Below are 21,173 nucleotides of genomic sequence, written 5' to 3'. Positions count from 1 at the left end.
TATGACTAACACTGAAGCAACCGTCGCTGCGGACTTCCGCGCGCCGGAAAGCGTTGTCGACGGGGTCAAGATCGGCAAGGTTCTGTCCGATAACTCCCCGGGTGACAAGGTCTCTATGAAGGACCACTGGCAGTACCAGAAGGATCACGCCAACCTGGTTTCGCCGCTGAACCGTCGTAAGTTCCGCGTCATGGTCGTCGGTACCGGCCTGGCTGGTGGCGCTGCCGCTGCTGCCCTCGGCGAGCTCGGTTACGACGTGCAGGTTTTCACCTACCACGACGCTCCGCGCCGTGCGCACTCCATTGCTGCACAGGGTGGTGTCAACTCCGCTCGCGGTAAGAAGGTCGACAACGACGGCGCTTACCGCCACGTCAAGGACACCGTTAAGGGCGGCGACTACCGCTGCCGCGAGAACGACTGCTGGCGTCTGGCTGTAGAGTCCGTCCGCGTCATCGACCACCTGAATGCAATTGGTGCTCCGTTCGCTCGCGAGTACGGCGGTACCCTGGCAACCCGTTCCTTCGGTGGTGTGCAGGTCTCCCGTACGTACTACACCCGTGGTCAGACGGGTCAGCAGCTGCAGCTGTCGACTACCTCGGCTCTGCAGCGTCAGATTGGTCTCGGCAACGTCGAGATCTTCACCCACAACGAGCTGGTTGACATCATCGTCGCCGACGGCCGTTGCCAGGGTGCCATCATGCGTAACCTCATCAATGGTGAGCTGACCGTTCACACTGCTCACGCAGTTATTCTGGCTACCGGCGGTTACGGCAACGTCTACCACATGTCCACGCTGGCCAAGAACTCCAACGCTTCGGCCATCATGCGTGCATACGACCAGGGTGCTTACTTCGCATCCCCGTCCTTCATCCAGTTCCACCCGACCGGTCTTCCGGTCAACGCGCACTGGCAGTCGAAGACCATTCTGATGTCCGAGTCCCTGCGTAACGACGCACGTATTTGGACCCCGAAGAAGAAGGGCGACGAGCGCCCGGCCAACGACATCCCGGAGGACGAGCGCGACTACTTCCTGGAGCGTCGCTACCCGGCATTCGGTAACCTCGTCCCGCGTGACGTCGCTTCCCGCGCCAACTCTCAGCAGATTAACGCCGGCTACGGTGTTGGCCCGCTGAAGAACTCCGTCTACCTGGATCTGCGTGACGCAATTGAGCGCCTGGGCCAGCCGGTCATCAAGGAACGCTACTCGAACCTGATTCAGATGTACGAAGAGGCAATCGGTGAGGACCCGTACAAGGTTCCGATGCGTATTGCTCCGACCTGCCACTTCACCATGGGTGGTCTGTGGTCTGACTTCAACCAGATGACCTCCATCCCGGGTCTGTTCACCGGTGGCGAGGCATCCTGGACCTACCACGGTGCAAACCGCCTGGGTGCGAACTCCCTGCTGTCCGGTTCGGTCGACGGTTGGTTCACCCTGCCGTTCACCATTCCGAACTACCTTGGCCCACTGCTCGGTACCGACCGCCTGGCTGAGGATGCCCCGGAGGCCAAGGAAGCACTGGACCGCGCTCAGGCTCGCCTGGACAAGCTGATGAGCATCCAGGGTAAGCACGGCGCTGAGTACTTCCACCGCCAGCTCGGTGAGATTCTCTACCGCGACTGTGGTGTGGCCCGTAACAAGGAAGACTTGGCTCGCGGTATCGAGGAGATCCGCGAACTGCGTAAGGCATTCTGGTCTGACCTGTTCATTCCGGGTGAGCCGAACGAGATGAACCAGCAGCTCGAGTACGCTAACCGTGTTGCTGACTACATCGACCTCGGTGAGCTCATGTGTGTCGACGCCCTCGACCGCGATGAGTCCTGCGGTGCTCACTACCGCGATGACCACATCTCCGAAGATGGCGAGGCAGAGCGCGATGACGCTAACTGGTGCTTCGTTTCCGCATGGGAGCGAGGCAACAATGGTCCTGCATGGGATCTGTCCGGTCACGAATTCATTCGCCACGCCGAGCCGCTCACCTTCGAAGCCGTCCCGCTCATGACAAGGAACTACAAGTAATGAAACTGCACCTTGAAATCTGGCGCCAAGCAGGTCCGAACGTCGAGGGACACTTTGAATCCGTTGACGTTGACGACGCCGTCGCAGAGATGTCGATCCTGGAGCTGCTTGACCACGTCAACTCCAAGTACGTCGAGTCCGGCAAGGAGCCGTTCGCGTTCGCATCTGACTGCCGTGAGGGTATCTGTGGTACCTGTGGTCTGAACGTCAACGGTCGTCCGCACGGCCCGGGCCAGAACACCCCGACCTGTCAGCAGCGTCTGCACCAGTTCAGCGATGGTGACACCCTGAAGATCGAGCCGATGCGCTCCGCCGCATACCCGGTCATCAAGGACATGGTCGTTGACCGCTCCGCTCTGGACCGTGTCCTCGAGCAGGGTGGCTACGTCTCCATCAACGCTGGTACCGCTCCGGATGCAGATACTCTGCACCTGAACCACGAGACGGCTGAGTTCGCACTTGACCACGCAGCCTGCATCGGCTGTGGTGCTTGTGTCGCAGCTTGCCCGAACGGTGCTGCACACCTGTTCACCGGCGCAAAGCTGGTTCACCTCTCCCTGGTCCCGCTGGGTAAGGAAGAGCGTGGCAAGCGTGCTCGCAAGATGGTTGACGAGGTCGAAGGCACCTTCGGTCCGTGCTCCCTCTATGGTGAATGTGCTGACGTCTGCCCGGCAGGTATCCCGCTGACTGCGGTTGCCGCCGTTACCAAGGAACGAGCTCGTTCGTTCTTCCGCGGTAAGGACGACTAAACTCTTTCTCGATTAGAGTTTTCCAGAAGGGACATAGATTATGGCGAATGCAGTCAATCGTTACCAGGGCGAAGAGCACTTCGTCGACGGTTACGTGCCTCAGAGCATGAATGCCGAATACTCCTCGCTTCACAAGAGCATTACCTGGATTGGCATGGGACTCATGCTCGCCTCTCTGGCGGCTTGGGGCACCTTCATTTTCGGTCTCGCAACGACCGTTTTTGCCGACCAGACTGCTGCCTCTCACAGCAATGGTTTCCTGGCTAAGGATGCCGCCAACTACACCGACTACACCGGTGGTTGGAACTTCGACGGCAGCGTGTTCATGTGGGCTGGCCTGGTAGTCGCACTGGTTATGGTTATTGCGGGTGTGGCCTGCATCTCCATCGGTCGTCGTGACTACAAGGCTTACCGAAAGGAATTCGGCACTCACCACTAAAGGCTCGCCCCAGTTTAAAGGGGCTCGCCTCTAGTCGGATGCAACGCTAGCCTTTTGAACTAGCACCTCCACAGTTGATGCCACCGTGCACAGTGTGCTGAGGTAGGGAAGTACTGAGAAGTACTTCTCTCACCAACAGCGGACTGCGGCGCGGTGGCATTTTCGCGTTTTCGGCGCCTAATCTATACACATGGATAACAACCCCGCTAAGCTCCCGGCAGCTGTCGATTCGGTCTCGGACCGTCTCGAAGTTCCCGGGCCATCACCTGAGGTTGAATCGGAAAAACGTGCGCAACTGCGTAAGGCCAAGGCCTTCGCTACGATGCTGCTGGTCATCGCAACCGCTGTGTATTTCACATGCCGCGGTATTGAGTCTTCACACCTATCCGCAGGCGAAGTTGTGCCCGCGTGGGTGGGCTACGTTCGCGCTGCTTCTGAGGCCGGCATGGTCGGTGCCCTCGCCGACTGGTTCGCTGTCGTAGCTCTGTTCCGCCACCCGCTCGGCATTCCTATCCCACACACCGCTATCGTCCGCCGCAAGAAGGACCAGGTCGGTGAGTCCCTGGCGCAGTTCGTCGGTGACAACTTCCTGAACCCCGCTTTGATTGTAGACAAGGTGCGCAAAGCCGAGATTCCTGAACGGATCGGTGAATGGCTGGTAGCGCCGGGAAACGCCGACAAAGTGTCAGCAGAGGTCGGTAAGTTCACCGGAAATGTGCTGGAGGCGATTAATCCCGACGATGCCGCCGCAGTGCTGAAGTCAGCAGTCATCGACGAAGTTGCAGCTCCGGAGTGGGGACCACCAGCGGGTAAGGTTCTCGAGCAGCTGATTGAAGAGGGGCGCACCGAGCCCATCGTCCAGCAGATGGCTGAGTGGCTGCACCGGAAGTCGCTGGGCTCCCAGAATCTTATCGACCGCCTCGTCGGAGAGCGCGCCCCATCCTGGGCGCCGAGCTTTGTCAACGATCTCATCGGCGACAAGGTCTATCGCGAGCTGGTTGATTGGACCTGGCAGGTGCAGCATGACCCTAAGCACGACGCGCGCCTGGCGCTCCACCGCTTCCTCACGCAGCTCGCCATAGATTTGCAGAACGACGAGAAGACCATCGCCAAAGTCGAAGAAATTAAGACTGACATTCTTTCGTCCGCCGCCGTCACACAGGCGCCGGCAAAGATTTGGGCATCAACATCCGCAAAGCTTGTCGACGCTGCCCGCGACCCGGACTCCCTGCTCCGTCGGAAGGTCTCGGAAACGGCCGCCCGCTACGGCGAGCGGATCCAATCCGATCCTGAGTTGCGCAAACGAATGGACCGCCGTCTGGAAGCGGCTGTCGTCTTCATCGCTGAGAACTACGCGGGCGAGATTACCTCGATCATTTCCGAGACCGTCGAGCGTTGGGACGCCGATGAGGCTTCCGACAAGATTGAACTGATGGTCGGTCGCGATCTGCAGTTCATTCGCGTTAACGGCACGGTTGTCGGATCACTGGCCGGTTTGGCTATTTACACCCTGTCGACCTTGGTGTTTGGGGCTATTTAGCAGCACAACCCAGCACATCAGACGGTGTGCGTTAGCATGTAAAAAGCAATGCATCCCTGTTAAAGGAGTTGTTCCCCCGGTGCGCCTGTTACCATCTTTGCCCAGTCTTGCGGACTCGCCGCTAGTGGCGATTTCCGTCTATGTGGACGTCCTGTTTCAGTTCGCCATTCCGTTTGTCATCGGCATCTTGGCGCTAATCGGTGCGGTGCTTGTCATCACCACCCGCGCGGATGCCTTTGACGCTGCAGACCGCAAGAGCCGCAACGTCTGGGCCGGTATGCTGGTCGGTTCGGCGATTTTCCTGCTCCTGCCGTGGCTGGGCTGGGCAATGCTGGGCATCCCGCTGATTGCCGGACTAGTCATCACGGGGATTTACTGGTTGGATGTTCGCCCACAGATCAAGGACATTTTGTCGAACGCACAGGGCGGTTATTAGTCCCGGGCGGGTGTTAGTCCAGGGCGGGTGTTAGCCCGCACAACTGAGAAAGTGTCTGGGTTTATGACAGTTTCTGGGTGAAAAACCCGGTGATTTTGTCATAAACCCAGACACTTTCTTTTTTTTGGGGGGGGAATAGGGGAAAGATCTGGTTCCCCGAAAACCTACTGGAACACCACGGTGCGGTTGCCGTAGACCTGCACACGATCCTCCAGGTGCCAGCGCAAACCGCGGGCGAGGACCTGCTTCTCCGCATCGCGACCCTCACGCTGCATGTCCGCAGCGGTGTACTTGTGGGAGACACGCATGACGTCCTGCTCAATAATCGGGCCGTCGTCGAGGTCCTCAGTGGCGTAGTGGCAGGTGGCACCGATAAGCTTCACACCACGTCGATAAGCCTGCAGGTACGGGCGCGCGCCCATGAACGACGGCAGGAAGCTGTGGTGGATATTGATCGCGCGGCCTTCCCACTTTTCGCACAGATCCGGCGGCAGAATCTGCATGAAACGTGCGAGCACGATGGCATCCGGGTTTTCGGCGTCGACAATCTCGGCGACCTCATCGAATGCCTTACGCTTGCCGACGGCATCCTTGGGGAAGGGCACGTGGTGGAAGGGAATGTCATACGCTGCGACCAGTGGCTCCAGATCGCGGTGGTTACCAATTACTGCAGCGATTTCCATCGGATAGTCGGACTGTGCGACGCGGCCGAGCAGATCCTGCAGGCAGTGGCCTTCCTTGGTCACCAGGATGACAGCGCGCTTCGGGACAGCGTTGTCGGTGACCTTCCAGCGGACCTCAGGGCCCCAATCACCGACGAGCTCAGCGAACTTCTCGCGCAGCTCTTCTACCGTCAGGTCGAGAGCGTCGGCGCGGACCGCCTGGCGAGTGAAAAACCATCCGGTCTCCGGGTCGGAGAAGAAGTCCGCCTCGGTAATCCACGCACCAATGTCGGACAGGAAGGTCGACAGGGTGGAAACGATACCGGTACGGTCTGGACAGCCGAGCGAGAAGATGTACTGGCGCTCGGTGGGAGTACCGCTATTTGCGGTGATGAGAGAGCGAGTCATTCTCGGTATCTTACCTGCTAGCTAAAGGTAAGTTCGCTCACGGTCGACAAAGGCAGATTTGCGCCCGTCAGCGTCAACGCCAGGCCCTCCCCGGTGACGTGCGCTTCCTCCACCTGCATACCGTGGCCGATATCGTAGCTCAACAGCGTACCGCTCGCTTCTCCCAGCCAGCCGGCCAGGCCATCGAGGTTTAAGCCGAGGATTGAGCCGCCCTCCAAGTTGATTTCGATATGACCGCCGTTGGCAATCGGGCGGAACTTGGAGGTCGCAAATCCGGAGGCGAATTCAATGTTGAACAGGCCTTCGTCCGGCAATGGCGTGATCGTGGAAGCGCGTACACCGCTTTCCCGGTTAATCAGCGCCTGCAGCAGTTGAGGTGGGATTGTGACATCTACTCGCAGCGACTCTGCGGTCGGATCCGCACGATTGCTCAGATCCACGTTTTCCAGGTGCACTTGCGCTGCCGGGTCACCGTTGATCTCCGGTGCGCCACCCAGCGCCTCCGGGTTCTTGACCTCCAGCGTGTTCGGAGTGGACAGGTCCATCGAGGGCACGGACTTCGTGGCCAAGGCGAGCAGCATCGGGCGGGTGCCGAAAGAAACCTTGGGGTCTTCAGTGACCGTCGCACCACGCTCTTCGGCGGAGGTGCGGTAGCCGTCGGAAATCTCCTTGCTCACGAACATCCGGACGCCGATTTCGCCGGCGATCGCAATGAGTGCCACCACGATGATGACACCGAGGACGGTGGGCAGGACTTTGACGCTCGATGAGCGTTTAGCAGAACTCATGGTTCCCAGTCTTGCTTAACGACGGCTCCGTCGCTACCACCTTTCTTCGCCCGGGTGTCCGCCCCCGGTGCCGCCTCGGTGTGCCCCGCTGCGCAACCTACTTAGTGACGTAGTCCGCCAGCACAGCGGTCTCAGCGTTGAGGACGCGCTCCAGGTACGGAGCTGCCTTCTCCTCGAGCTTGCCACCGAGCAGCGGCACGTTGATGGCGAACTCGGAGTTGGTGGTCAGCACGGAACCTTCACCCTGGGCGGTGAGCTTCTGGGACGCACTGAAGGACGCCGGTACGCCCGAAGCTTCTGTGGTCACGGTGGAGGTCGCGCCGTCGTCGTTAAGCGGGCTGATGACGAACGTGCGCGTCATGCCGACCCCGGACTTAACGAACTTCTGTGCCTGCGCCGGAATCTTGTCAGCAGAGACGGTCTGGCGAATCACGACGGTGGTGCCAGCGTCGGTGGTCTCGAACTTTTCCACCTTGCCGTCAGCTGCCGAGAAACGGTTTGCGACCTTCTCCCAGAAACCGGCGTCGGTGAGGGCCTCGTAAACCTTCTCAATCGGCTGGTCGAAGTTGACGGTGTGCGTGTTAGTCGTAGTCATGCGCTTGATGATACGTAATTTGCACTACGCTAGGGGCGTGGAAAATCTCGACCAATCGCCGAACCCAATTCACCTGACCTCCGACATGGAAGAAGCCATCGATGGGCTTGCGGGGCTAGAGGGGGTGGAGCTCAGCACGCATACCGCTTTCGCGGATTTGACGACGCTCCGCCTCGGCGGGGTGCCGCGTGCCGTCGTCCGGTGTAGCACGACGGACGCTGTGGTCGATGTTGTACGCGCGCTTGACGACGCTAACGTGCCCCTCCTCATCGTGGGAGGCGGATCCAACCTGGTGGTAGCCGATGAACTCGAGCCGCTGGTGGCCGTGGTGATCGAGGCCGACAACGTGACCATGAGCACTCGCGGACACGGGCTGGAGTCCGTGTCGGCAATCGTGGAGGCCGAGGCCGGTGCGGTCTGGGACGAGGTCGTGGAGATGAGTGTCGACGCAGGTTTTGGCGGCCTTGAATGCCTGTCGGGTATTCCGGGATCGGCCGGAGCCACTCCGGTGCAGAACGTTGGCGCCTACGGTGCTGAGGTGTCGCAGGTCCTGGACTCGGTGCAGCTTTACGATCGCGCAACCGGCTCGGTCGAGTGGGTGGAACCGGAGGCTCTCGACCTTTCCTACCGCTACTCGAACCTGAAGTTCACCGCACGGGCAGTGGTGCTGGCCGTGCGGTTCGAGCTCAGTGTGGATGGCATGTCCGCGCCACTTCGCTATGGCGAACTGGCGCGGCGCCTGGGCGTCGACGAGGCCGAGGCTGCGGCTGGCGAGATTCGCAGGCCGGCTGAGTTGGTGCGCGAAAAGGTGCTTGAGCTGCGCCGGGGCAAGGGCATGGTGCTCGAAGATGCTGACCGCGATACCTGGTCGGCGGGTTCTTTCTTTACCAACCCGATCATTCCGGAGAACTCGGTGGAGGCCGTGCGTGCAAAGGTTGCCGCGCTGCGTGGGGCCGATGAGGCCGCGAATATGCCCGCATTCCCCGCTGGCCCCGGCCACGAGGGAGCCGTGAAGCTCTCGGCGGCGTGGCTTATCGAGCGCGCCGGGTTCCCGAAGGGCTACCCCGGTGACGGTGCGCCCGCACGACTGTCGACTAAGCACACCCTGGCACTGACCAACCGCGGGATGTCCGGCGATGGTGCGCCGACGACCGCTGCCGACTTGGTGGCTTTGGCACGCGATGTGCGCGCTGGTGTGGAAAAGGCCTTCGGTGTGAATCTGGTGCCCGAGCCGGTGTGGGTCGGCGTGAGCATCGATTAGGCCCGCGGCGGGTGGCTGATGGCCAGTGGGGGCGGACTGGAGAGGCTGGCGTGCCTGATGGGGCTGGCGGGCTTGATGGGGGGGCGCTGGAGTCGCTGGAGCCGCTGAGTAGTCCTCAGCTTGCGCTCCCGGGCCTTCTCTCAGGGTCGGGGATAGAGAAAGTGACTAGGTTTATGACATGTGAATATTATTCACCCTCAGTTTTTTGTCATAAACCTAGTCACTAAGTCTGGGGGGGGAGCCGGGGTCCGCCTTAAAGGGATAGGAGCCCGCTCTACCCAGGCCCCTATCCCAACTACAAAACCACCGTGAACTAATGGTGCTTGCGGTGGGAAAGCGAATCGACGCTCTGGCCCTTCTGCTCCAGCTGCGTGAGCAGCACGTCGCGGACATCGCGGCGGCGGACCTTGCCCATCTGGTCGCGAGGAAGTTCCTCCAGGTGGAAGAATGCGCGCGGCACCTTGTACCGGGTCAGGTTGTCGTAGCAGTGGTCGCGGTAGGCGTCGGAATCCAGTCGGGCGTAGTCAGCAAGGGTGATCGCGGCCACGACCATCTCGGAGCCGTCACTCTTCGGCAGGCCGACGACCGTGGCATCGGTGATGTCCGGGTGAGAGAGCAGTACTTCCTCGACCTCGGCCGGGTAGACATTGAAGCCACCGGTGATGATGACCTCCTTGATGCGGGCAACCAGCTTGATGAAGCCGTCCGACTCCATGACTCCGACATCGCCGGTGCGGTACCAACGGTCGCCAGCGGGAAGCTCAGCAGGCCCATCGGTGAAGGACTTCTCCGTTGCCTCCGGGAGGTTGAGATAACCGGCGAAAACCTGTGGGCCTCGGACGATGACCTCGCCCTCCTCGCCGTCAGCGCGGAGCTTGGTGGGATCTTCGGGGTCAACGATGGCGACCTCGGTGTCCGGGAATGGCAGGCCAACGTAGCCGGGGCGGCGGTTACCGTCCATCGGGTTGCCGACGATAATCGGAGAGGTTTCGGTGAGGCCGTAGCCTTCGACAAGGCGACCACCAGTGAGCTTCTCCCACTTCTGCACGAGGGAAACCGGCAGGGTAGCGGCGCCACAGAAGGCGAACTTCACGCCGGAGAGGTCGACATTATCCAGCTCGGCCGCTTCGACAATTTTCTCGTAGAGGGTCGGCACACCAGGAACCCATGTTGGGCGATTGTTCTTCATCACCTTCATGATCAGCGGAATCTCCGGTGACGGCACCAGCACCAGTTCAGCGCCAATCAGCATGGACAAGTTAGTGACAATGGTCAGGCCGTAGGCGTGGAACATCGGCAGGATGCCAAGGGAGATTTCCCGCTCCTTGCCAAGGCCCGGTACCCAGGCCTTACCCTGCAGAATGTTGGCGACCAGCCCGCGGTGGCTCAGCTGCGCGCCCTTCGGCGAGCCCGTGGTGCCAGAGGTGTACATCATCACTGCAGTGTCATCGGCAGTGATGGACTCATCGGCCTGGAGGTCGTGGCCGTCTCCGCCGACGGCGTCGTGAAGCAAAGCATCAAAACCCATGACCTGCGGTGCGGAAGAGTGCAGCTTAGCGCGGGCGGCGCGGAGTTTCGGCAGCGGGATTGACAGGGCGGTGCGCATGACAAACGGCAGATCCTGCAGCATGTTGACCGCAATGATGGTCTCGAGCGGGGTGTTGCTGCGAAGGTCTTCAAGTACGGGGACGATCTTGTCCCAGCAGATGGCAAAGCGGGCACCGTGGTCGTTGAACGGATGGCGCAGCTCGTGGGCGGTGTAGAGGGGGTTGTGCTCTACGGCAACAGCGCCGAGATGCAGAACTGCCCAGTAGGCGATGACGTGCTGCGGGCAGTTCGGCATGAGCAGTGCCACGCGATCGCCTTTGCGTACACCGAGTGCGCGCAGGCCGGCGGCAACGCTGCGAACCTTGGCATCCAGTTCGGCATAGGAGGTAGAGCGACCGAAGAAGGTCAGTGCCTTGCGGCGCGGGTGGTTGCTCAGAGTGTGGCGGTAGACATCTAGGAGGGTGTCGAAGTTGTAGTCAATGTGAGGCGGGGTCCACTCCGGATACAGGTTCAGCCAGGCCTTGGAAATAGCAGCGTTGGGTGTCGAACCGTTAGCTGGGGCAGAGTTTTTTTCAGCGCGCGAGCTGGATGTATCGGCCATGGGGTCCTCCTAGTTTTTGTTTAGCACCTGAATATGTCGTGAGGTGATAATAACCTACGACGTAGTAGGTATCGACCTCTATTGTGCCGTACGTCGCACTGCGATGCCGGAATTCCGATACACGTATTTGAGGTACTCATTTGCGGGGTTGCCCCTGGCGTAGGCACTCTGGGCAGTATGAGCGAAACATTTCCGGCGGCAACGGCGGGCGCAGACGCAGCCACCTCTAACACCCCGGCGTGGCCGAACCGCATCGCGATGATCTCCATGCACACCTCTCCGCTGGAGCAACCGGGCATCGGTGACGCTGGTGGCATGAATGTCTACGTGCTGCGCACCTGCGAGGAGCTGGCACGACGCGGTGTGAAGGTGGATGTTTTCACCCGCGCCACGCGTTCCAGCGATGGGCCGGTGATTCAGGTCAGTGAGAATTTCCGTGTCATCAACATAGTGGCTGGCCCATATGAGGGGCTGGAGAAGTCAGACCTGGCTACGCAGATGCCGGCTTTTGCTGGCGGGGTTATTGAGTTCGCCCGCAAACAGGGGATTGAATACGACCTGATTCATTCGCACTACTGGCTCTCTGGCCAGGTGGGGTGGTTGCTGTCGGATTTGCTTGATATTCCGTTTGTGCACACGGCGCACACGCTGGCGGCGGTGAAGAACCTCCATCTGGCGGAGGGGGATACGCCAGAGCCTGAGTCGCGTCGTATTTGTGAGCAGCAGATTGTGGACAATGCGTGCCGGCTCATCGTCAATACAGATGCCGAAGCTAAGCAGCTCGCGGATCTCCACGATGCCGACCCGTGGCGCATCAATGTCGTGCCGCCCGGGGTGGACGTGGAGCTCTTTTCGCCGGGCAGTGATCGTGCCACCGAGCGGTCCCGTCGTGAGCTGGGCATCCCGTTGCACACTAAGGTCATTTTGTTCGTCGGTAGGCTGCAGCGGCTGAAAGGCCCGCAGGTATTGCTGCGGGGTGTCGGTGAGCTCATGCGTCGCCATCCCGCCACTAATGTCCGAGTGATTATCTGCGGTGGACTTTCCGGTTCTGGGCTGCATGCGCCCGACGAATTCACCAATCTCGCCGCGGAAGAGGGGATCGACCACCTGGTCCGTTTCATGCCCCCGCGCCCGCCGCAGGACCTGGCGAAGCTCTACCAGGCCGCAGATATTGTCGCCGTGCCCAGTTACAACGAAACTTTCGGGTTGGTGGCGATGGAGGCTCAGGCCACTGGCACTCCCGTTGTCGCGGCGAATGTCGGCGGGCTCTCCATCGCTGTCGACGATGGGGTCAGCGGTTTGCTTGTCGACGGTCACGAGCCCGCAGCCTGGGCCGATGCCCTCGGTCGCCTGGTGGAGGACGACGAGCTGCGCATTAAGTTGGCCACCCAGGCGCGTGAGCACTCCTTGGAGTTTTCCTGGCAAAAGACCGTGGATCGGTTGGCCGATGTCTATCATCGAACCGAACTCCAAAAGGAAAATTGTCCCGGCTCTATCCGGGATGCGGGCGGCTCCCGGTAAGTTTCGTTAGCTTCAGTATCGCCAGGGCCGTAACCACAAAAACAGGGAGATGATTCACGATGAGCACGGACATCCAAGTACAGCTGAAATCCCTCGGTGAGCAGCTGGAACGCCTCGGTGTCGAGCATGGTATTGCAGACAATGCCGCCGTGGTGGTCCTGCCTGGTAAGAAGAAGCTCAAGACTATCGTCGGCCTCATCCCGGCGCCGGACTCCCTGCGTGTTGAAGCCTTCGTCTGTCGCGCGGTCGAAGAAAACCACGAGGCCGTTTACAAGTGGTTGCTACAGCGCAACCGTCGTCTGTTCGGCATCGGTTACACCATCGATGCCGCCGGCGACATCTACCTGGTCGGTCAACTGCCCGCTGAGCTTTCCGACGATGACCTCGACCGTCTCCTCGGTCAGCTGCTGGAGACGGCCGATGGGGACTTCAACCAGATCCTCGAACGCGGCTTTGCATCGGCAATTAAGCGTGAGTGGGAGTGGCGGGTTGACCGTGGGGAAAACCTGGCCAATCTGGAGCAGTTCCGCCACATGGTTGAGTAGCCGGGGGGTAGCAACCCACATAGCGGGGCAACGAACGGCGGGCTTTCCCGTTTTGGGGCACAATTAGGGGTATGAGCAATGGAAAACTGATTCTTGTCCGTCATGGCCAGAGTGAGTGGAACGCATCCAACCAGTTCACGGGCTGGGTCGACGTTGCACTGACCGACAAGGGCCGCGCTGAGGCAGTACGTGCCGGTGAGATGCTCGTAGAGGCAGGCCTGAAGCCGCAGGTTCTCTACACGTCGCTGCTGCGTCGCGCAATTAACACCGCACACATTGCCCTGGATACCGCTGACCTGTTGTGGATTCCGGTTATCCGTGACTGGCGTCTGAACGAGCGCCACTATGGTGCTCTGCAGGGTCTGAACAAGGCAGAGACCAAGGAGAAGTACGGCGAGGACCAGTTCATGTCCTGGCGTCGCTCCTACGACACTCCGCCGCCGGAGCTGTCGGATGACAGCGAGTTCTCGCAGGCTAATGACCCGCGTTACGCCAACCTGGATGAGGTTCCGCGCACGGAGTGCCTCCTGGACGTCGTGAAGCGTTTCATTCCTTACTTTGAAGAGGAAATCCTGCCGCGTCTGAAGGCCGGTGAGACTGTCATGGTGGCAGCTCACGGTAACTCCCTGCGTGCACTGGTCAAGCACCTGGACAACATCTCGGACGAGGACATTGCCGCTCTGAACATCCCGACCGGTATCCCGCTGGTTTACGACTTTGATGCTGAGGGCAAGGTTTTGAACCCGGGTGGCACCTACCTGGACCCGGAAGCTGCAGCTGCAGGTGCTGCTGCTGTTGCTGCTCAGGGCAACAAGTAAAAATGTAGGTGTTTGATAGGCCGATAAGGGGCGCAGCCAAGTGGGGCTGTGCTCCTTGGTCTATTTAGAGCTAGCTAGCGCACTGATTTTCAGCGCGCGCGGATTGTGAAAAGAGCTTAGGGTAAGACCCGTGTCAAAAATCATTATCGCCGCTCTATTAGGTGCTGCGGTTATGGCAGCTGTGCTGATTCTTGGTGGAGTTGTCTCGGGTGCCTATAACGCCGCTCGGCGTCAGAAGAGCGACGAGGAAAGTTCAATAACCACCATGGCGCAGGTCATGCACCTGGCCATTCAGAAGTCTCCGACGGGTGTGGTGGTCGTTGACATCTCACGTGATTTGATTTTGTCGAACTCCATGGCGCACAAGTTAGGGCTGGTCTATGAGCGCCGCCTCAATGACGTGGGCTGGGAAGCTGCGCTCAAGGTCTTTGACTCGCAGGAGGACCAGGAGCTAACGCTGGTGCTGCCGTCGCGCCGGGCGGGGGCGCCGGACACAATTGTCCGCTGTCAGCTAACTCCGTTGTCGCTGGTGGACGACCGTTTTGTGGTGATTTATGCGGCGGATGTCTCCGAACAGGCCCGTATGGAGGCCGCGCGACGTGACTTTGTGGCTAACGTTTCCCACGAGCTCAAGACTCCGGTGGGGGCCATCAGCCTCTTGGTCGAGGCGCTGAATGAAGCTACCGACGACCCGGTTGCCGTGCGTCACTTTAGTGAGAGCCTGACGCAGGAGTCCAAGCGGATGTCGACCATGATTACGGAACTCATCTCGCTGTCGAAGCTGCAGGGGGCAGAGCCGCTGCCGGACATGTCTCCCGTGAAGGTTGAAGAGATTGTCCAAGGAGCTGTGCGTCGTAACCAGATGCTCTCGGAGCAGGCGGGTATTGAAATCACCGTTGACTGTGAGCCGGATTTGGTGGTTGAAGGTGAACGCAGCCTGCTGATCACCGCGGTGTCCAACCTGATTTCAAATGCGATCAACTACTCGCCAGAGGCCACGCCTGTATCTGTGACTGCGGTCAAGGAGGATAACGACACCGTCGCTATCCGCGTCACTGACCGCGGTATCGGCATTTCCCAGGCGAATCAGAAGCGTATCTTCGAGCGCTTCTTCCGTGCGGATAAGGCACGCTCGCGGGCGACAGGCGGTACCGGTCTGGGCTTGGCAATTGTTAAGCACGTCGCAGCGAATCACAAGGGAACCGTGAAGCTGTGGAGTCGGCTGGGCACAGGATCGACCTTCACCATTGAGCTCCCGCTGATGGAAAAGAACGGTTCCGCGTCGAATGATGGCGATGTATCTGCACGTTTGCCAATCGGCCACACCCAGCCTGCGGGTAAAATTGCGGCTAAGAAAAACGCGCAGCGCGGTACGGGCAAAACCCGTGGCAAGGATAAGGATTCCCAGAACAAGGATTCCAAGGAAGGAATGAAGTAATCCGTGACTGAGGTACTTATTGTCGAAGACGAGACGGCTTTGGCGGAGCCGCTTGCGTTTCTGCTGCAGCGCGAAGGATTCGAGGTGCGGATGGCCGCTGACGGCCAGGAAGCACTTGCAGAATTCTCCAAGGCAGAACCGGACATTGTGCTGCTGGACCTCATGCTGCCAGGTATGAGTGGCACCGAGGTCTGCAAAAACATCCGCTTAAAGTCCTCTGTCCCAGTGATTATGGTCACCGCCCGTGACACTGAGATTGACAAGGTCGTCGGCCTCGAAATTGGTGCGGATGACTATGTGACCAAGCCGTATTCCTCCCGGGAGCTTATTGCCCGTATCCGGGCTGTGCTGCGCCGCGGTCGCCACGACGACTCCGACGATGTCGAGGATATCTACGAGGAGGTCTTGCGCGGCGGTCCGGTCGTGCTGGATGTCGAGCGCCACGTGGTCACCGTTGACGGTGATGATGTCGCAATGCCGCTCAAGGAATTCGACCTGCTGGAGTACTTGCTGCGCAACCGTGGTCGTGTGCTAACCCGTGGCCAGCTCATCGACCGCGTCTGGGGCTCCGACTACGTCGGCGACACCAAGACGCTGGACGTACACATCAAGCGCCTGCGCTCCAAGATCGAGCGCAATCCTTCCTCGCCGGAGTTCCTGGTCACCGTTCGCGGCTTGGGTTACAAGTTCGAGGACTAGCTCAGCAGACTGCTGCCGACGATCTCCGCCGGCGGTCTGAGAAACCTCGACTTAAACCTCGTCCGGTGCCAGCCCCTCGGCCGCTGCGCGTGTGGCCGGGTGAATCGCCAGCAGTGGGTAGCCACTCGGCCCGAAAACCTTGGCCGCGCCCGCTGCTTCTCGGGCACGGCAGTGCTCCGCGAGAATTTCGTAGCACTCTTCGCCGATGAGCTCTATTAGTTCGGACTTGTGCGTGCGCCACACCGGCTCGCCACCGGTATGTGTGGCCGGCGCGCCCGTGCAGAACCACTCAAAGTCCTCGCCGCCATCGCCCCAGGCACGACGATCATATTCAGTAATGGTCGTGCGCAGAATCTCCTGGCCGTCTGGGCGTTCCTCCCAGTCCTCCAGTCGGCGCAGCGGCACCTGCCAGCACACATCCGGCTTGACCTTCACGGGGTCAATGTCGTTGGCCATTGCCCACTGGTGGATGGCACAGCCCGCACCATTGCGCCACCCGTCACGGTTGGCAAAAATGCAGGCATTCTTCACGACCTTCGTTTTCAGAGCAGGCTCAGGCTCTCCGTTTTCGTCGTCAAGCTCGTCCCACACTAACCACGGTTCCAACGGTTCGGAGGGGTCGGTTTCGTAGGTTTCGAGCCACTTCAGGGTTTGTTTGGGGCGGTTCTGCCACCACTGGGGCTCTGCGGAGTCGCCTTCCATTCGCTTTACGACGTCAATAACCCTCTCGCGGTCTTCTTCGTCGGTGATAAAGGCGCCATGGCCGCAGCATCCGACATCCGCGTTCGCGGAGTCGATGCCCTGGCAAGCGGAGGTGCCGAAAGCGCATTGATAGGAGCTCATCAACCAGGTTAGGTCGCAGGTGATGATATGTTCTGGGTCCTCCGGGTGGGCGAACTCGAACCACTCGCGGGGAAAGTCATAGGCGACTTCAGCGGGAGACGGTTGCGGTCCGCGACCGGGGCGGGGGTGGGGTTGATTCACACCAATACACCGTAGACCGTCTAACCTACTAAGAGTGAGATTAGGTGTATTAGATGTAGGTAGTAATACCGTCCACTTGGTGATGGTGGACGCCCGCCGGGGCGGACATCCGACTCCGATGAGCGATTCCAAGTCGACGATGAAGCTGGTCGAGTACCTGGATAAGGACAACAACCTGTCCAAGAAGGGCATTGACAAGCTGACGGGCTACGTCGCTGAATCCAAGGAATTGGTTGAGCAGATGAAGTGCGAAGAGATGATTAGCTTCGCCACTTCAGCTGTTCGCGATGCCACGAATGCGGACGAGGTTCTCGCCCACGTTGAGAAAGAAACTGGCATTAAGCTGCAGATTCTCTCCGGTGAGGATGAGGCTCGTCTGACCTTTTTGGCAGTACGGCGCTGGTACGGCTGGTCTGCTGGTCGTCTAATCAACCTGGATATCGGTGGCGGTTCTCTTGAGCTGACGTCGGGTACTGATGAAGATCCGGAGGCGGCGTACTCACTGCTGCTCGGTGCGGGACGGTTGACCCACGAGTGGTTCGAGACCGATCCGCCGGAGCGCAAGAAGATTGACCTGCTGCGCGATTACATTGATGCTGAGCTCGCTGAGCCAGCTCGTCATCTGCGTACGCTTGGTGAGCCGGACTTGGCTGTCGCCACCTCGAAGACTTTCCGCACTCTCGCCCGCCTGACCGGTGCGGCGCCTTCCGCTGCTGGTCCCCGGGTTAAGCGCACTCTGACTGCCGCTGGTTTGCGCCAGTTGATTGCGTTTATTTCCCGCATGACGGCGGCTGACCGTGCTGAACTTGAGGGTGTTAGTGCGAATCGTTCTCACCAAATTGTCGCAGGTGCTCTCGTTGCAGAGGCTAGTATGCGAGCATTGGGATTAGAGAAGGTCGAGATTTGTCCTTGGGCGCTGCGCGAGGGCATCATCTTCCGACGACTGGACAGTGACCTATACGGAAAGGGTTGAGATGAGCGAGGAAAAGCTCACCGTTGCCGAACTGCTGGCGCGGCGGCAGAAGGAGGGAGCCCCCTCTGAACCACCGCGGCGCCGCCGTCGACGCAGCCTTGAAGAAGGCGGTGTGTCCGTTCAGGAACTCACCGGCTCAATCCCTCGTGTAAAGGCCGACGAACCGCGACGTGGTGCTCACGCTCTTTCCAACGCAGACGACGATCAGACGACTACGAGTGATTTGCTTGCCGACGAAGCTGCGGCCAACGCCGCCGAAGAAGCGCAGGCAACCGAACCGGAGGTAGAAGCTCCGGAGCACTCGGAGGCTGTCGCTGAGTCAGTGGTAGTTGCTGAAGGGGCGGATTCTTCGGAGCATGAGGTTCAAGCTGAGGCCGAGGCCGAAGCTGACGAGGTTGCCGGAGTTGCTGAAGAACCGGCTGCACCGGTTGCACCGGCAGCTCCGCAGCAGGAGCAAGCCGCGCAGAGCACACCAACTGCGCAGCCAGCAGCCCCTGCGGTGCCATTGGCAATTCCGATGGAACCCCGTCCGGTCATGGTCAACTCCGAGCGTTCGGAGATTACCTATACCTTCACCGAGCTGCGTGACATGGCAGACGAGTCGCAGCAGCTTGGGGAGCCGGGGCCAGTCGCTCGTGCAGTACTCACCGGTTCCAACGCTTACGACGACCGTCCGACTGCCTCCATTCCGGTTGTCCAGGACAATGTCGACGAATCGTCTGAGGCATCCGCTGAATCGGATGACGTTGACGGTGAACAGCTTGCTGAGGCTGAAGCCACTCAGGAAACCGCTACCTTCGAGGCTGCCGACGCTGACGCCGATACCGGTGCCGCTTCCAAGGCGGCAGTGGCAGCCGCTGTCGCTCCTGAAGTTGCACAGGCAGAAGGCGCACAGGCCGATATCGAGCAGACCGAGGACGCCCCCGCTGAGGCTGCACAGGTCGAGACCACACCGACCCAGGCCGCAGCTGACGAGAAGCAGGCGGAGCCCCGGGACGTCGTTAAGCGTGAAGAATCCAAGAGCTCCAAGGGCAAGGCCGTCGCGCGCGATGGCTACGCCGAGGACAATTCCCTCTCGGTGCCGTTGCTGCTAATCCAGGTCTTCGTGGGTCTGATTGCTGGTGCATTGGTGTTCCTGGGCTTCACCATGGCCTGGTCGTCGCTGCCAAAGATTGTGGTTGTCATCATGGCTCTCGTAGTTGCTGGTGGCTTCGCGGGAATGGCAAACTACCTGCGCCGTGAGAAGGACAAACTGACACCGATTCTCGCGGGACTTGTCGGTTTGGCGCTGACATTTGGCCCCTGGATCCTCTTCCAGTTGTAGTGGGGTCAACAGAATAATCATCACCTGATGCAGGGGTCGGAAGCGTAGTTTTCCGGTCCCTGCATTCGCATGTGTGGGCCAGTTTTGGCACACTTAGCGTCCATGACAAGAATTGCTGTAATTGGTGGCGGAAAGATTGGTAGCGCACTCGTCGGTGGTCTCATCGACGGTGGTGTCTCGCCCTCCTCGATTTATGTGGTGGGGCGCACCAAGGAGAGCCTGGCCGGTCTGAAGGAGACCTACGGCATTGTCGATGCCGACGACCCAGTAGGGGCCGTCGACGGTGCCGACGTGGTGTTCTTGTGCGTAAAACCGTACTTGATTATCGACATGCTCGAGCAGATTGCCGACGTGCTCGATGACTCTGAGGTCGACACCATCGTGGTGTCGATGGCGGCTGGCATCACGCTGGACAAGATGGAAAGCGTCTGTGCTGTCGGTACTCCGGTGATCCGCGTCATGCCGAATACCCCGATGCTGGTGGGCAAGGGTGTCTGTGCAGTCGCGCCGGGCCGCTTTGTCACGGAGAGCCAGACCGACGAGGTTGTCGAACTGTTGGAGAAGGTCGGCAGCGTTGAGGTTGTCGATGAGTCGCTGATGTCTGCAGTCACTGCAGTCTCGGGCTCTGGTCCGGCTTACTTCTTCCAGTTCGTCGAGGCGATGACCGATGCGGGTGTGAACCTGGGCCTCAAGCGTGATCAGGCTAAGCGTCTGGCGTCGGCTACGGCTGCTGGTGCGGCCGAGATGATGATGCAGGAAGGCGCGGACCCGACTGCGTTGCGTGCCGATGTCACTTCGCCGGGCGGTACAACCGCTGCGGCCACCCGAGTTTTCGAGGAAGAGGGCATTCGTCGTGCGGTGCATCGTGCGCTGCAGGCTTGCTATGACAAGGCCAACGAGATGGGTAAATAAGTATTTCGCCGCGTGGAAGCGGGTGTACAAGTAACCCCAATATTTGGGGCATTGGAAATGGTCAGGGGCAGTAGCTAATCCGATACGCAGGGACGATGGGTTAGTCACAACTGTCACACCATTCGCCAATGCCCCTATTTTTTATCAAAAATCGCACCGGCACCTTGCCTACCGGTAGGATATGAAAAGCACGTGCGTGTCACGATTTTCTGCAGGAGGGGAAGCCTGCAGCGCGTCGCGTGCGCTGAAGGGAATATTTACTAATGCAGAATGCAGATAAAGGCACCTTTCTGACCGTTGCGGAAGTTGCTGACATCATGCGCGTATCTAAGATGACCGTCTACCGCCTGGTTCACGCTGGCGAGCTGCCGGCAGTGCGCGTTGGCCGTTCTTTCCGCGTCCATGAGTCCGCAGTCAAGGAATACCTGGACTCCTCCTTCTACAACGCGGGTTAATTTTTCTGCCTTTAAGCGGGGCTGTTTGACCTGAACGCATATGTCCCCGCTATGATTAATCCGATTAGTACATGGTGCTGTGCTGCGCCCCTGTTTCCTATCGTCTTCAAGTCATGAAGTATCTAGCTGTGAAGGCGGAAGGAAAAAGGGCGTGACATCTCGGCGGTTGTAAGGCCGCATTGAGTACGCCGCCATTGTGCAAGAAAAGAAATTTCCGTCAACGAATAGCGAGGTCGAGCCGATGGGTTCCGTCATTAAGAAGCGTCGCAAGCGCATGTCGAAGAAGAAGCACCGCAAGATGCTTCGCCGTACCCGCGTGCAGCGTCGTAAGCTCGGCAAGTAAGCCAGCATTCCTGCCGTTATCGCAGGAGCGCGCGTGCTGCGTCGCGTACACGTTTTAAACGCAAAACCCGCCCGGTCTCGTTGAGATAGGGCGGGTTTTGTCGTTGGGGGGGGG

The 21,173-nt window shown here is 59.8% G+C and carries 21 protein-coding genes; 16 read left to right on the top strand and 5 right to left on the bottom strand.

The features are described 5' to 3' along the window. Nucleotide 1: 1 nt before the first annotated feature. From HMPREF3135_RS08140 to HMPREF3135_RS08120, 5 genes are all read left to right on the top strand, one after another. On the top strand, nucleotides 2–2,020 hold the full coding sequence (locus tag HMPREF3135_RS08140) for a fumarate reductase/succinate dehydrogenase flavoprotein subunit (protein WP_070439099.1): 2,019 nt from the start codon (nucleotides 2–4) through the stop codon (nucleotides 2,018–2,020). Continuing rightward, nucleotides 2,020–2,769: a succinate dehydrogenase/fumarate reductase iron-sulfur subunit gene (locus HMPREF3135_RS08135; protein ID WP_016421966.1), complete on the top strand. Its 750-nt coding sequence runs from the start codon at nucleotides 2,020–2,022 to the stop codon at nucleotides 2,767–2,769. Before HMPREF3135_RS08140 ends, HMPREF3135_RS08135 begins: the two co-directional genes overlap by 1 nt. A 40-nt stretch (nucleotides 2,770–2,809) precedes the next feature. Then, a complete protein-coding gene (locus tag HMPREF3135_RS08130; protein ID WP_070439096.1) occupies nucleotides 2,810–3,208 on the top strand; it encodes a hypothetical protein in 399 nt (132 codons plus the stop codon). A gap of 190 nt (nucleotides 3,209–3,398) precedes the next feature. After that, complete coding sequence (locus HMPREF3135_RS08125) at nucleotides 3,399–4,748, top strand: DUF445 domain-containing protein (protein ID WP_070439094.1); 1,350 nt, start codon at nucleotides 3,399–3,401, stop codon at nucleotides 4,746–4,748. Nucleotides 4,749–4,878: 130 nt separating this feature from the next. Further along, complete coding sequence (locus tag HMPREF3135_RS08120; RefSeq protein WP_048732527.1) at nucleotides 4,879–5,184, top strand: DUF2516 family protein; 306 nt, start codon at nucleotides 4,879–4,881, stop codon at nucleotides 5,182–5,184. Between the two features lie 164 nt (nucleotides 5,185–5,348). Here HMPREF3135_RS08120 and purU read toward each other — a convergent pair whose 3' ends face one another. The 3 genes from purU to HMPREF3135_RS08105 all read right to left on the bottom strand — a co-directional run bounded on the left by purU (nucleotide 5,349) and on the right by HMPREF3135_RS08105 (nucleotide 7,637). Further along, complete coding sequence (purU, locus tag HMPREF3135_RS08115) at nucleotides 5,349–6,254, bottom strand: formyltetrahydrofolate deformylase (protein ID WP_016421970.1); 906 nt, start codon at nucleotides 6,252–6,254, stop codon at nucleotides 5,349–5,351. Between the two features lie 17 nt (nucleotides 6,255–6,271). Continuing rightward, on the bottom strand, nucleotides 6,272–7,042 hold the full coding sequence (locus HMPREF3135_RS08110) for an LmeA family phospholipid-binding protein (protein ID WP_070439091.1): 771 nt from the start codon (nucleotides 7,040–7,042) through the stop codon (nucleotides 6,272–6,274). Nucleotides 7,043–7,139: 97 nt separating this feature from the next. Then, nucleotides 7,140–7,637, bottom strand: coding sequence for a DUF2505 domain-containing protein (locus tag HMPREF3135_RS08105; protein WP_069359365.1), 498 nt, complete (start codon nucleotides 7,635–7,637; stop codon nucleotides 7,140–7,142). An 85-nt stretch (nucleotides 7,638–7,722) separates the two neighbouring features. On the opposite strand from HMPREF3135_RS08105, the gene HMPREF3135_RS08100 reads away from it, so the two are divergent. After that, nucleotides 7,723–8,898, top strand: a complete 1,176-nt coding sequence (locus HMPREF3135_RS08100) for a UDP-N-acetylmuramate dehydrogenase (protein WP_070439152.1) — start codon at nucleotides 7,723–7,725, stop codon at nucleotides 8,896–8,898. Between the two features lie 313 nt (nucleotides 8,899–9,211). Here the strand turns inward: HMPREF3135_RS08100 and HMPREF3135_RS08095 are convergent, their stop codons facing one another. Continuing rightward, nucleotides 9,212–11,047, bottom strand: coding sequence for a long-chain-fatty-acid--CoA ligase (locus HMPREF3135_RS08095; RefSeq protein WP_083280638.1), 1,836 nt, complete (start codon nucleotides 11,045–11,047; stop codon nucleotides 9,212–9,214). Nucleotides 11,048–11,305: 258 nt separating this feature from the next. Here HMPREF3135_RS08095 and mshA point away from each other — a divergent pair, with 258 nt between their 5' ends. The 5 genes from mshA to HMPREF3135_RS08070 all read left to right on the top strand — a co-directional run bounded on the left by mshA (nucleotide 11,306) and on the right by HMPREF3135_RS08070 (nucleotide 16,068). Beyond that, nucleotides 11,306–12,568 (top strand): D-inositol-3-phosphate glycosyltransferase, encoded by a 1,263-nt coding sequence (mshA, locus tag HMPREF3135_RS08090; RefSeq protein ID WP_172620248.1) that lies wholly within the window; start codon nucleotides 11,306–11,308, stop codon nucleotides 12,566–12,568. Nucleotides 12,569–12,627: 59 nt separating this feature from the next. Next, nucleotides 12,628–13,113, top strand: a complete 486-nt coding sequence (locus tag HMPREF3135_RS08085) for a type III secretion system chaperone family protein (protein WP_048732346.1) — start codon at nucleotides 12,628–12,630, stop codon at nucleotides 13,111–13,113. Between the two features lie 71 nt (nucleotides 13,114–13,184). Beyond that, nucleotides 13,185–13,931: a phosphoglyceromutase gene (locus HMPREF3135_RS08080; protein WP_016421977.1), complete on the top strand. Its 747-nt coding sequence runs from the start codon at nucleotides 13,185–13,187 to the stop codon at nucleotides 13,929–13,931. A gap of 130 nt (nucleotides 13,932–14,061) precedes the next feature. Beyond that, a complete protein-coding gene (locus tag HMPREF3135_RS08075) occupies nucleotides 14,062–15,369 on the top strand; it encodes a sensor histidine kinase (protein ID WP_016421978.1) in 1,308 nt (435 codons plus the stop codon). A gap of 3 nt (nucleotides 15,370–15,372) precedes the next feature. Further along, entirely contained in the window at nucleotides 15,373–16,068 is a 696-nt protein-coding gene (locus tag HMPREF3135_RS08070) for a response regulator transcription factor (RefSeq protein ID WP_016421979.1), read from the top strand. Nucleotides 16,069–16,119: 51 nt separating this feature from the next. Here the strand turns inward: HMPREF3135_RS08070 and HMPREF3135_RS08065 are convergent, their stop codons facing one another. Continuing rightward, nucleotides 16,120–17,052: a DUF3109 family protein gene (locus tag HMPREF3135_RS08065; RefSeq protein ID WP_070439088.1), complete on the bottom strand. Its 933-nt coding sequence runs from the start codon at nucleotides 17,050–17,052 to the stop codon at nucleotides 16,120–16,122. Nucleotides 17,053–17,086: 34 nt separating this feature from the next. On the opposite strand from HMPREF3135_RS08065, the gene HMPREF3135_RS08060 reads away from it, so the two are divergent. The 5 genes from HMPREF3135_RS08060 (at nucleotide 17,087) to HMPREF3135_RS11180 (ending at nucleotide 21,059) form a co-directional block, all read left to right on the top strand. After that, entirely contained in the window at nucleotides 17,087–18,025 is a 939-nt protein-coding gene (locus tag HMPREF3135_RS08060; protein ID WP_161798518.1) for a Ppx/GppA family phosphatase, read from the top strand. A gap of 1 nt (nucleotide 18,026) precedes the next feature. Next, on the top strand, nucleotides 18,027–19,349 hold the full coding sequence (locus HMPREF3135_RS08055) for a hypothetical protein (RefSeq protein WP_070439085.1): 1,323 nt from the start codon (nucleotides 18,027–18,029) through the stop codon (nucleotides 19,347–19,349). Between the two features lie 102 nt (nucleotides 19,350–19,451). Next, complete coding sequence (gene proC / locus HMPREF3135_RS08050; RefSeq protein ID WP_070439082.1) at nucleotides 19,452–20,261, top strand: pyrroline-5-carboxylate reductase; 810 nt, start codon at nucleotides 19,452–19,454, stop codon at nucleotides 20,259–20,261. Nucleotides 20,262–20,524: 263 nt separating this feature from the next. Then, nucleotides 20,525–20,716, top strand: a complete 192-nt coding sequence (locus HMPREF3135_RS08045) for a helix-turn-helix domain-containing protein (RefSeq protein WP_005509751.1) — start codon at nucleotides 20,525–20,527, stop codon at nucleotides 20,714–20,716. Between the two features lie 241 nt (nucleotides 20,717–20,957). After that, the gene (locus HMPREF3135_RS11180) at nucleotides 20,958–21,059 is read left to right on the top strand and encodes a 30S ribosomal protein bS22 (protein WP_003855542.1); all 102 of its coding nucleotides are present in this window, start codon (nucleotides 20,958–20,960) and stop codon (nucleotides 21,057–21,059) included. Nucleotides 21,060–21,173 lie beyond the last annotated feature (114 nt).

Source organism: Corynebacterium sp. HMSC14H10 (assembly GCF_001807105.1).
In the GTDB taxonomy this organism is placed as follows: domain Bacteria; phylum Actinomycetota; class Actinomycetes; order Mycobacteriales; family Mycobacteriaceae; genus Corynebacterium; species Corynebacterium jeikeium_D.
The sequence above is the reverse complement of the archived record's forward strand: the minus strand, read 5'-3'. Positions and strand labels throughout refer to the sequence as shown.